The organism is Paenibacillus dendritiformis (assembly GCF_015845845.1).
Classification (GTDB): Bacteria; Bacillota; Bacilli; order Paenibacillales; family Paenibacillaceae; genus Paenibacillus_B; species Paenibacillus_B dendritiformis_C.
This window is the reverse complement of the sequence record NZ_LDIG01000151.1, coordinates 1-11,569: the sequence shown is the minus strand read 5'-3', so window position 1 is coordinate 11,569 and position 11,569 is coordinate 1. Positions and strand designations below refer to the sequence as shown.

Annotated in this window: 10 protein-coding genes and 1 pseudogene; 3 read left to right on the top strand and 8 right to left on the bottom strand. The window is 54.0% G+C overall.

Annotated features, from left to right (window positions below; translation table 11 throughout):
* Positions 1-53: 53 nt before the first annotated feature.
* Positions 54-1,214: an acyltransferase gene (locus tag ABD76_RS14105; RefSeq protein WP_197257822.1), complete on the top strand. Its 1,161-nt coding sequence runs from the start codon at positions 54-56 to the stop codon at positions 1,212-1,214.
* 179 nt (positions 1,215-1,393) lie between these two features.
* The gene (locus ABD76_RS14100; protein WP_197257820.1) at positions 1,394-2,647 is read left to right on the top strand and encodes a polysaccharide deacetylase family protein; all 1,254 of its coding nucleotides are present in this window, start codon (positions 1,394-1,396) and stop codon (positions 2,645-2,647) included.
* Between the two features lie 106 nt (positions 2,648-2,753).
* Here the strand turns inward: ABD76_RS14100 and ABD76_RS14095 are convergent, their stop codons facing one another.
* The 3 genes from ABD76_RS14095 to mntR all read right to left on the bottom strand — a co-directional run bounded on the left by ABD76_RS14095 (position 2,754) and on the right by mntR (position 6,024).
* Positions 2,754-3,731 carry a patatin-like phospholipase family protein gene (locus tag ABD76_RS14095; RefSeq protein WP_197257818.1) on the bottom strand — a complete coding sequence of 326 codons (978 nt, stop codon included), beginning with the start codon at positions 3,729-3,731 and terminating at the stop codon, positions 2,754-2,756.
* A gap of 97 nt (positions 3,732-3,828) precedes the next feature.
* On the bottom strand, positions 3,829-5,478 hold the full coding sequence (locus ABD76_RS14090) for a family 10 glycosylhydrolase (protein ID WP_197257816.1): 1,650 nt from the start codon (positions 5,476-5,478) through the stop codon (positions 3,829-3,831).
* 117 nt (positions 5,479-5,595) lie between these two features.
* Positions 5,596-6,024, bottom strand: a complete 429-nt coding sequence (mntR, locus tag ABD76_RS14085) for a transcriptional regulator MntR (protein ID WP_006676725.1) — start codon at positions 6,022-6,024, stop codon at positions 5,596-5,598.
* A 216-nt stretch (positions 6,025-6,240) separates the two neighbouring features.
* Here mntR and splB point away from each other — a divergent pair, with 216 nt between their 5' ends.
* Positions 6,241-7,308, top strand: coding sequence for a spore photoproduct lyase (gene splB, locus ABD76_RS14080; RefSeq protein WP_197257814.1), 1,068 nt, complete (start codon positions 6,241-6,243; stop codon positions 7,306-7,308).
* A 110-nt stretch (positions 7,309-7,418) separates the two neighbouring features.
* On the opposite strand, the gene ABD76_RS14075 is transcribed toward splB, so the two are convergent.
* The 5 genes and pseudogenes from ABD76_RS14075 to ABD76_RS14055 all read right to left on the bottom strand — a co-directional run.
* Positions 7,419-8,135, bottom strand: a complete 717-nt coding sequence (locus tag ABD76_RS14075; RefSeq protein ID WP_197257812.1) for a cytochrome c biogenesis CcdA family protein — start codon at positions 8,133-8,135, stop codon at positions 7,419-7,421.
* Between the two features lie 72 nt (positions 8,136-8,207).
* Positions 8,208-9,011, bottom strand: a complete 804-nt coding sequence (locus tag ABD76_RS14070) for a metal ABC transporter permease (RefSeq protein ID WP_197257810.1) — start codon at positions 9,009-9,011, stop codon at positions 8,208-8,210.
* 50 nt (positions 9,012-9,061) lie between these two features.
* The gene (locus ABD76_RS14065; RefSeq protein WP_197257808.1) at positions 9,062-9,820 is read right to left on the bottom strand and encodes a metal ABC transporter ATP-binding protein; all 759 of its coding nucleotides are present in this window, start codon (positions 9,818-9,820) and stop codon (positions 9,062-9,064) included.
* A gap of 54 nt (positions 9,821-9,874) precedes the next feature.
* Complete coding sequence (locus ABD76_RS14060) at positions 9,875-10,879, bottom strand: metal ABC transporter substrate-binding protein (RefSeq protein WP_197257806.1); 1,005 nt, start codon at positions 10,877-10,879, stop codon at positions 9,875-9,877.
* Between the two features lie 336 nt (positions 10,880-11,215).
* A pseudogene (locus tag ABD76_RS14055) lies at positions 11,216-11,569 on the bottom strand (transposase); the annotation flags it as partial.

Genomic DNA, 11,569 nt, shown 5'->3' with positions numbered 1-11,569 from the left:
TGGGACTGCTTGAACATCTTCTTATAGATATTTCGCATGGGAGGTATGACATCATGGCAACCGGACGTGAAAAGCTGTCCGAAGTGCAGTTGGTACGCGCGATGGCGATCATCGGAGTCCTGTCCGTTCACTCGACGTCATTTGCGACGCTGCAGATGAAGGATTCCAACTTTTACTGGATGTACAGCTTCATGAATATATTTATGAAGATTGGCACACCAACCTTTTTATTTTTGAGCAGCTTCGTGCTGTTCTACAATTACTTTTCGAGGCCTTTGGACTCGCAGCTCATCGGCAATTTCTACAAAAAACGGCTGAAGTACATTATCATTCCGTATTGTTTATTTTCGGTATTTTACTTTGTCATCTTGCATTTTACTCATTACCGGGACCGTGCCTTGGATGAAACGCTAATCAAATTTTTCACCCAGTTGGCTACGGGCAAGGCGTATACGCATCTATACTTCGTCTTCATCAGCATCCAATTCTATCTGCTGTTCCCGATCTGCCTGTGGCTGTTCAAGCGGAAGCCATCCATCGTCAAGTGGAGCATTCCACTCGGGTTGGCCATTCAATGGGGCTTTATCCTGCTTAATAAATACGCGCTTCAGGTTCCTAACAAAGGGAGCTGGTCGCTCGCGTATATGTCCTACTTCATGCTGGGAGCCTTTCTGGGCATCTACTATCCAAAGCTGAAGAACTGGCTCATCATCAGCCGGGAAAACGCGACCGCGCCGCGTGTCGTATCCTGGATTGCCCTGTGGACGGTCGGGCTATGCGCCGGACTCGGACATGTGTACATCTGGCACACGACACGGCTGTATGGCGCCAACTACAATTCGCTCTTGTATGAATTGATGTGGAATGTCCACACCTATACTTTCGCGATTATGGCATTTCAGATCGCGTTTCTGCTTCGGCGCCATGCTTGGCCGTGGCTCGTTAACGGAATGCATCGGCTTGGGGAAATCTCATTCGGCATTTATTTGATTCATCCCTTCTTTTTATTCATCTATCGCAATTTCCCGCCGCATACATCGAAATCGCCGCTCTTGCATATGTGGTATGCCGGCGGATTCTTGTCGGCGCTTATCTTGTCCTGGATTACGGTCTCCCTGACGGTGCGCTTCGTGCCCCAATCCTGGGTTATCTTCGGGAGCACGCCTCCGCGGAAAAAGAGCAAGCCTGCGCAGGGAGTGGCTGCGAGCGGCTGACCTTGATACTCCGTCCCGATCTTATGCGGGACGGAGTTTTTGCTTCCTTATTAAGGAATCCTTAAGGAAGATGGCAATTACTTTGCGATTGATAAGCATTCGTTAAGCTTTAACGAACAAGATCATTAAGATCCTCCCTCTACAATCTCGATATGAGATGAACGAAGGAGGATTTTTTGATGAAAGCCCGCTTATTATACCCTGCCAAAATCGCACTTGCGCTTCTGTCTTTGTTCGTGGTGCTGGAAGGCTGCGGCTTGAACCGAACCGTGAAGGAGGTTGCGTTCATTATAAATGAACAAAAGCTGGAGAAACCCGTCTCCGTTGTCGTGGACGACGGAACGCTGATGGTTCGGGCTTCCTCAGATCAGATCTGGAAGGAATTAGGGATGACAATCGAGGAATATTCCCCGCCGGCCTCATCTTCCGTCTACTATTCGAACCAGGTTGCCGTATTGATGTACCACCAGCTCGTCGATCAACCGGATAAGAAAAAGCCTCACTTGCTGCCGGTCGATCAGTTCGAGGAGCAGATGAAGCTGCTTAAGGAACGGGGATTTCATGTCATCAGCATGGATGAATACGTTGATTTTATGACGGCGGGATCCGCGATTCCGGATAATGCCGTGCTGCTTACCTTCGATGACGGCTATGAGACGTTCTATACGCACGCCTTTCCAATATTGCAGAAATTCGGCTACACCGCCACGAACTTCGTCATTGTCGCCAGCATAGACAACCAGACCGGCAAGCCGAAGCTGACGTGGGATCAGATGCGTGAAATGAAGAAAGCCGGCATGAGCTTCTACAGTCATACATACAACTCCCACCGCCATGGCCCAATTAATGCCACAGGCAAGGAGAAGCCGATGCTGAGCCGCCATCTGTACTTGAAGGACCGGGATCGAGTCGAGACCGACGAGGAATATATCGGCCGCATTACCGGCGACCTGGCCACTGCCGAGAAGCGGCTCCGGGAAGAGCTGGGCAACACGCGCAGCATCGTCGCGTTCCCGTACGGAGCTTTTAACCAGGATGTGCTTGGCGTTCTCAAGACGCTGAATATTGAGCTCTCCTTCACCATCAAGCCGGGAATGACCGGCCGGGAAGACCGCAACGCCTTCCGTTTCAATGCGGGAACGATCAAGCAGACGCCCGAAGAGCTGATTCAACTGCTTAGCGAAGGCGGGTATGCGAAGAAGAAGAAAAAAAATGAGATTTATGTCCAGATCAACGGCAAAAATGTCAATTTTAAAAAAAAACAGCCCTTGTTAGAGGATGGGGACATCTTGATTCCTTTGCGGGAACTGTGCCAAATGTATAACATTGAGCTCAACTGGAACGGCTCGCAAAATACCGTTTCATTGAAAACCGATCCCGGGCCGGATGAGACCTCTGCCGATCCCGGCAGCGATGGCGTCACTTCCCCATGACGCGTTCCTTTCTTCGCGAACCTGACTTTTCGCCCGCGCCTTTCCTGCCCGAATTCAAGACCGAACCGAAATAGCGCTCCGCGGTTTAGGCGGCAGCGCTATTTGCTTATATTTTATGAACCAGGCTATGAAAAGCCTTGAACATCTCTTTGTACTTTCCGAAATCCCAGCTCTTAAAGAACTCGGTGCCCGCATCCAGACCGGAGGCGAACAACGCCATGCTTTGCTCCAGCGTGAGATCGAAATCGGTCGTGCCGATGCCAAGCGTCGGAATTTTGATGGTCCGGTACTGGTTGTGCTTCTCGATATACCGCTGATCATGAGCGGACATCATCGTGCCGAAAATCGCTTGCAGCATCGACAGCAGGCCGCAGATCCGGTGCGGGTGATTCTCCTTCTTCCCCACCATTTGGAATCCGATCGTCGGAATGCAGTTTTTGCCCCCGCCCGCCGCGTCCTCATCGAACAGCCATAGCGGAAAATTGCTCAATAAGCCTCCATCGACGATATAGGAGAACTGTTTGTTGAACGGCTTGCTTTTGCGGACGGCCGACTGGAAGGATTGACGGATGATGACCGGATCAAAAAAATACGGAATGCTGGTGCTCATCCGGACGGCCCGGCTTACGGGAAACCGGTTCGGATCGATTCCGTACTGCTTAATATCGTCGGGAAGCACGAGCAGCCGTCCGTTGGAAATATCGGAGGCAATGATGCGCAGCCGGCCGGGCTTGACGTCCCCGAAGGTGCGTACCCCTTTTTCCAGCAGCCGCTGGTGGATCCAGTATTCAAGCCGTTCTCCGGAGTATAAACCTTTTTTGAGCAGCAGCCGCATCGCCGGTCCAATCCACTTGATTTGAAAAATCGGAGTGCGCTGCAAGAAGGAGGAGAATGGCATCTCTAACATGAGCTGGCGCATCTCTTCCGCCGAGTAGCCTGCCGCGATGAGCGCGGCCACCACGGAACCCGATGAAGTTCCGGCCACGCGATGGAAGGAAAAACCGTAGTTCTCGGCGGCCTGCACCGCTCCGGCCAACGAAATGCCTTTGACGCCGCCGCCTTCAAAAACAGCATTGATTTTCATAAAGGGAATACCCCCTTCCGGCGCATATGCGGATCGTATTACTGTTATGTATGCGCGGAAGAGGGCGGTTATGATGGGTTATACAAGTGCGGTGTTGTTATTGCTCATAATACTGCTTCAGCCGCGCAGCCACGTCCTTCGTGTTGTTCAGCAGATCCTTGGCGCTGAAGAAAATGCTGCCGGCTACGCTGTTATATTGCTTGTTGTAGTCCAGTTGGCGGATAAGCACATCGGCGCTGGACCAATCCTTCTCCTTCGCGTCCGCCAGCTTGTAGGCGGCATGTCCGATATACAGATCGACGCCGGTGCCTGCCGTCTCCTTCACCCACCAGTCGACCAGCGTATCATAAGAAGCCGCTTTGTGGCCGATATGCCAATAGACTTGCGGTGCGATGTAATCGATCCAGCCGTTCTTGATCCAGGTGCGCACATCGGCGTACAGATCGTCGTAGCTGTTGTAGCCCGCCTGGGTCAACGAGCCCGTCGGATCGAGCGTCGAGTTGCGCCATACCCCGAATGGGCTGACCCCGAAGCGGATATCCGCCTTGCTCGACTTAATCTCTCCATTCAATTGCTGTATGAATTGATTGACATTGTTGCGCCGCCAATCGCCTTTGTTGCTGAACACTTTGTTATACGCTTTATAGGAAGCGTCGTCACGGAATGGCTCGGCAGCTTGTCCGTACGGATAGAAGTAGTCATCCAGGTGGACCCCGTCGATATCGTATCCGTTCACCACTTCCATAATCGTATCGATAATGAACTGGCGCGCTTCCGGCACGCCCGGATCATACATCAGCTTGCCGCCGTGCTTGACGACCCAATCCGGATGCTGCTTCGCCGGATGATCGGCGGCCAGCTTGGCGATGTCTCCCTGGACGCTGATCCGGAACGGATTGAACCAGGCATGGAACTCCATTCCCCGCCGGTGCGTCTCTTCGATCATATAAGCGAGCGGATCATACCCCGGGTCCTGCCCCTGCTTCCCCGTCAGCCATTCCGACCACGGAAGTAGCTTCGAAGGGAAGAAGGCGTCCGATGTCGGTCTTACCTGAACGAAGACCGCGTTTAACCCCATACCCTGCAGCTTGTCCAGCATATCGGAATATTGCTTCTTCTGCTGCTCCGGGTTGGCCCCTTTGCGGGGATCGGCCGGCCAGTCAATGTTATATACGGTGGAAATCCAAGTGCCTCTCAAGCCCTCGGTATGTATTTCTTCTTCCGCTCCAGCATTGCCTAGCGAACCTGTATTTCCTTGTGAGCCTGTATTGCCTTGGGGACCTGTATTGCCTTGTGATCCTGCCTCGCTCGTGAACAGATTCACCCTGCGCTCCTCCTGATTCCACTTGACGGTCAGGCCCGTGTTCTCCCCGATGAACCGCAGCGGCACCATCGTTCGGCTGTCCCGCATCTGCGCTCCGGCGTCCAGTTCCACCTTCTCCCCGTTGACGAGCGCCGTATCACTGCCGATTGTGAGCTGGATGACGGTGCCATCCTTGCGGAACTCCACTTCCTGCTTGCTTTTGTTCCAGCCTACCGTCGCGCCGACCGCTTCCCCGACGGCCCGGAACGGAAGCATCGTTACGTTCTTCCCCGGCACCAGATAAGGCGCCACGTCCGTGACCAGCCTCTTCTGATCGAGATAAATGGTAATGTCGTTCGCCGCTGCCTGCGCAGGCGCCGCCAATCCGGCCCCGAACAGGAGCGCCGCCATCGTTCCCGACAGAAGGCGTCTCCAGATTGTCATGAATCCTCTCTCTCCCTTGCATCTGATATTCCAGGCTTGGTCAATTATTCAAGTATTCAAGCCCTACTATATTAGACGCACAAAACAAAACATCTGTTTCTCTCGAAACAGATGTTTTTACGAAGATTCGTTCTCCAATTCGCCGCGCACGCCGGCGAGATCCTTGATACGCTCGGGGTCACGCTTGAAATATTCGACAAGCGCCTCGATGCACGTAATGGAATCCCAGCTCAAATGATGCTCGATTCCTTCCACATCCGTGTAGATGTTCTCATGCTGCACGCCGATCATCTCCAGGAATTCCTCCAGCAGATGGTGGCGGTCCACAAGCCGTTTGCCGATTTTTTTGCCCTTGCTCGTCAGCACGAGCCCGCGGTATTTCTCATAGATCAGATATTGATCCTTATCCAGCTTCTGAATCATCTTCGTAACGGAAGACGGATGTACCTCCAGCCCTTCCGCAATATCCGATACACGGGCGTACCCTTTCTCATCAATCAGCTTATAAATACGTTCCAAATAATCTTCCATGCTTGGCGTAGGCATCAAGCGTCCCTCATTTCATCCACGATCGCTAACAATATCCATAAGATAGTGTACCATGTTCATGTAAGCAAGTTCAACCATTGCAGGGAAATACGGCTTTTTCCAAGCGATTCTGCCTGAAAATGACGCATACTAACCGGGCAGGAATGCCTGCCGGGGCCATCCAGCCCATCGCAGGCCGGCGGTAACCGATTATGGAGGAGGGATAGGCGCAAAATGGCGTCACAGTCCGCAACACAGCAGGAGAAGCGGCGGGAGACGCGGCTTTTTGTCCCTGATCTCGTCTATTTCGAGCCGGGGGCGCTTGAATATCCGAAGGGCCGTCAGATTATGAAATGGGTCAAGTCAAAGGGAATAGAATACCGGATGACGACTTCGCATAACCGGATTCTGGACTTGCCGGGGGATACCGATGCGGAGAAATACCGGATGGCAAAGCGCACTCTTGTCGTCGGCGTCCGCAAAACCTTGACCTTCGATCAATCAAAGCCTTCCGCCGAATACGCGATTCCGATCGGAACCGGGTGCATCGGCCATTGCCATTATTGCTATCTCCAGACAACGCTCGGGGCCAAGCCCTATATCCGGGTATATGTCAACACGGATGACATATGGGCGGCGGCCGTGCGCTACATCGAAGAGCGGAAGCCGGAGATTACGCGCTTCGAAGCGTCCTGCACCTCGGATCCGCTGAGCATCGAGCATATCACCGGCAGTCTGTCCGACCTGATCGAGCGGATGGCCGACGAGCCCTTCGCCAAGCTCCGCTTCGTCACGAAGTACCATCATGTCGATCCGCTCCTCCCGCTCCGGCACGGCGGCCGCACCGATGTCCGCTTCAGCATCAACAGCGACTATGTCATTCGCCACTTCGAGCCCGCCACCTCGCGCTTCGAGGAGCGGATCGAGGCGGCCCGGCGCATCGCCGCAGCCGGTTATCCGCTTGGCTTCATCATCGCGCCGATTATGTGGCATGACGGGTGGGAGGAAGGGTATGACAAGCTGCTCATGACGTTGGCCGGAGCCTTGCCGCGGGAAGCAAGCGAGGGAATCACGTTCGAGCTGATTCAGCACCGCTTCACGAAGACGGCCAAAGCCGTCATCGAAAAGCGCTATCCGAAAAGCAAGCTGGAGATGAATATCGCGGAGCGCAAATATAAGTGGGGCCGCTGGGGACAAGGGAAATATGTCTATCCGGATGAGCGGGCGAACCGGTTGAAGGAATTCATCGCCGGGCGAATCGGCGACTACTTCCCGGCTTCCCGCGTCCTCTATTTCACGTAAGCCGGAGTCCGAGCGCCAACGGCAACAAACCGGGCATGCCGTCTCCATCCGGAGAGATCATGCCCGGTTCACTGGCGCGCAGCATCAAGTTCTGCGAGCCGATGCCGCTCCTATGTAAGCCGCTTGAGCCAATCCGGCGTGATCTGCTGCAGCCATATATTGATCTGGTTCAAATGATCCGTAAACAGCAGCACCCCCATAATAATCATCACCGCGCCGCCGAACTTCATCATCGCATTCGAATAACGAAGCAGCCAACGCGCCGATCCGATAAAAAACGACAAGATGAAAAACGGCAGCCCGAAGCCGATGCAGTAGGCCGTCGTCATCACGATGCCAAGGCTCGGCTGAGAAGCCGACAAGGTGAAGATAGCCCCGAGAATCGGCCCGACGCACGGAGACCATCCCGCCGAGAAGCCCATTCCGAACAAAAACGATCCGAAGTAGCCTCCCTTGCGCGCCACGTCGAACTTCCATTCCTTCATCAGCAGTTGGGGGCGGAAGACGCCCATGATGACAAGGCCCATCGCGATGATGATAATCGCTGACATTTGACGGACCGTATCCCGGTATTCAGCCAGGAACGATCCGAGGAAGGTCGCGCTCAACCCCAGCGTATAAAAAACGACGCTGACCCCAAGAATGAAAAACAGTGTATGCGTCATCGTCTTCCAGCGAACGACCCGCTTGTTGCGCTCTTCCTTCAATTGATTGACGGACATGCCCGTTATAATTGAAAGAAACGTGGGATACAACGGCAAGCAGCACGGGGAAATAAATGATATGACTCCTGCCCAAAAGGCAACCCAGACCGTTACATCCGACATGTTGACCGCCTCCTCCCTGGTTCGCGCGCCGGGGCGGCTTGCATGGAGCGGAAGACCGCCATTCCGACAGACCTATACCTTTACCCCCCGGCGTATCACTAAGGTTAATATTAACATGGCAATCAATAGTAATACAATCGTCGCTCCGGGCGCCAGATTCCACACGCCTGCCATGAGCAGCCCGGCAATGACGGCGGATTCCGAGACGAGCACGGAGACGATGACCGCCCTTTTGAAGCTCTTGGCGAGGAGCAGGCTGGTCGCGACCGGAATCGTCAAGAGCGCCGATACGAGCAAGGCGCCGACGATTTTAATCGCCACGCTGATGACAAGCGCCGTCAGCACGGTCACGGCAATATTCAACCAGCGAACCGGTAGCCCGTTCACCGCGGCCGCATCCTCATCGAAGGTCAGCATGAACATTTCCTTGAAAAAAATCAGCATAAACACAACGACGATGACCGTAACGGCTCCGACCACCGTTAAATCGGTACCGTTCAGCGTGTAGATGCTGCCGAATAAATAATTGGTCACGTTCGCGTTGAAGCTTCGTCCCAGCGTGAAAAAGAGCGAGGCCAACGCAACGCCGCCAGACATGATAACGGCTATCGACAGCTCCGCATACGTCTTATACGCCTTGCGGAGCCGCTCAATCGCCACCGCCCCCAGCAGGGCGAAGACGACTCCCATCGCGAGCGGATAAATGCCGAGCAAAAAGCCAAGCGCCACCCCGGCAATCGTGACATGGGCCAAGGTGTCCCCGATCATGGACAGCCGGCGCAGCACGAGAAACATCCCCATCAGCGGTCCGGTAATCCCGATGAACAGACCGCCGATAAGGGCTCTCTGGAAAAATTCCGAAAATATAATATCCAATCTATACCGACCCCTTCACATCATTTGCTAGCCGCATCCCGCAGCGGCATTCAGACATTGACGCCATGCGTCAAACCCGGCTCCAGACATTCCGCCTCATGAGAGTGCTTCACATAGAAGTGGAACTTCCCGCAGGTGCCGGCCGGCTCGTCGCCAAGCCAAGAATTCACCAGGTCCAGATCGTGGGAGACCATGACGAAGGTCATCCGGTGATGCTCATGCAAATGCTGCAGCAGGCTGAAAAATTCCTTCTGGGTGCCGGCATCGATGCCGACGGTCGGTTCGTCCAAAATCATCAGCTCCGGCTTGTTCACCATCGCCCGGGCCAAAAAGACGCGCTGCTGCTGTCCCCCGGACAGCTGCCCGATTTTTTTGTGAGCCAGATCCTCGATCCGCATCGCGGCCATCGCATCGATGCATTGGCTGATTTCCTGCTTCGACAGCCTGCGGAACATGCGTCTCCGATTATACATCCCGGACTGCACCACCTCCATGACCGTGGCGGGGAACAGCGGATTGAACGAATTTTTTTGCGGAACATAACCTACGCGTTCCCACTGCTTGAACCGCTGAATCGGCGTGCCGAACAGCCTTACTTCCCCGGCGGTAGGCCGGAGCAGGCCTACCATCAAGCGCAGCAGCGTCGTCTTGCCTGCCCCGTTCGCCCCGATGACCCCGACGAAGTCCCGCTCTCGCACCGTGAAGTTCACATTCTCGAAGACCTTCTGCCCTTCGTAGTCAAAACCGACATGATCCAACGTGATGACCTGCCCGTGGCAGGGATCGGTTACGTGCATTGTTCTAGTCATCTCTCTTCCTTATCCTCCCGGCCGGCTCGCCGCCCGCGCCGGAATGTATCCTTCTTATTGTAACGCGAGAAGGAGATTTTGCAAGTTGCGTTCCATCAGCGTCAAATAATTATCGCCCGCCGCTTCCTGCTCCTGCGTCAAGCCTTCCAGCGGATTCAAGACGAGCGTGTCGACCTTCGCTTCGGATGCCAGCGTCTGGGCCAGTTGATCAGATACCAGTTCCTCGAAAAATACATATTTCAACTGCTTCTCCTGCACCAGCTTCGCCAGATTCAGCAAATCCTGGGCGCGCGGCTCCGCATCCGGGGAAATGCCCATGATCGCATGCTGGCGAAGATCATAATCCCGCGCCAAGTAACCGAAGGCTTGGTGCGACACGACGATATCGCGCTTTGTCACGTTCTTCAGCTTCGACGTGTATTCCTCATCGATCGAAGCCAGCTTCGCTTTCAATTGATCATAGTTCTTCTCATAGTCGGCGCGATGCTCCGGATCGGCATCCACTAGCGCGTTCTTCACATTCTCAACCATAACGAGCGCAGACTTGGGACTGATCCACGTATGCGGATCGATATCGCCATGGTTATGCCCATGTTCGTCCTCGTGAGCATGCTCGCCCTCGTGATGCGCTTCTTCTCCGTGCTCCTCTTCCTCTTCGCTCGCCTTTATCAGCGTGATTCCATCGCTGACCTCGACGGTCTTCACCTTCGAGTCCGCATCAAGCCCCTTTTGGAAATCCGGCAGCCAGCCTTCGAATCCGGCTCCGTTCACGAGCAGCAGCTGCGCATTGGACGCATTCTGCAAATCCCGGCTCTTCGGCGTCCAGTCATGCGGCTCGACTCCCGTCGGGATCAGATTGGTTACCTGAGCATGCTCCCCTCCAATCTCGCTCGCCATGAAATAAATCGGATAGAAGCTTGTTATCACATTGACCTTCCCGTCGGCCGCTCCTTCCGCAGCCGAATCGTTATTGCCGCATGCATTGAGCAGCACAAGAGCGCAAGCGAGCAGCGCCAGCATCATGAACCGCAGCGACAGACGTCGTTTCCGAAGATTCATATTCCAACTCCCTTTCCTGTCCTTGTTCTTTCTATTTCGTAATTATTACTATTAAGATTATAGCAGGGTCAAAACACATGTCAATCCCCTCTTTACGGAAAAATAACAGTTTCATGTTTTGACATCCCTCGACACCGATCATAAGATGATAGAGGGCCATCTGACGTCTGCATCCCGCGGCGAACCTATTTTTATAAGTCCAGCGGTATGATGTCAAGTCCCTGATTTATGAGAATTGGAAAATTTCCTTGGCGTGCAGCAGGATCAATCCCAAAAAGGGCATCGCCAAACTAGACCCAGTCGAAAATTAAGTAAAATACCATAATTTAACTGGGACCATGTCAGACCCGCATACTTGGCCAAGGCGGCTTGATCCGTGAAGCGGTCGATGTCGCCAATCTCGGCCAGGATACCAGCGGCGTAAACCCGATCAATGCCCGGAATGGAACGGAGGCACTGGCTGCCGGAAATGCCGTCTAAAATGCGCTCAATCGCCTTGTCAAGCTCTTTAAGCTGACTCTGGATGCTCCGGATCGACTGAATCGAGGTGCCCAGCACCAAATCAATGGAATCCTCGACAACCTTCGAGAGACGGTACGAGGTCCGAGCCGCCTTTTGAATACAGCGGGCGACGTGTTCGGGATCGGGGAAACGATTTCTCCCCTTGTCCTTGAGATAGTCAGCCAAATG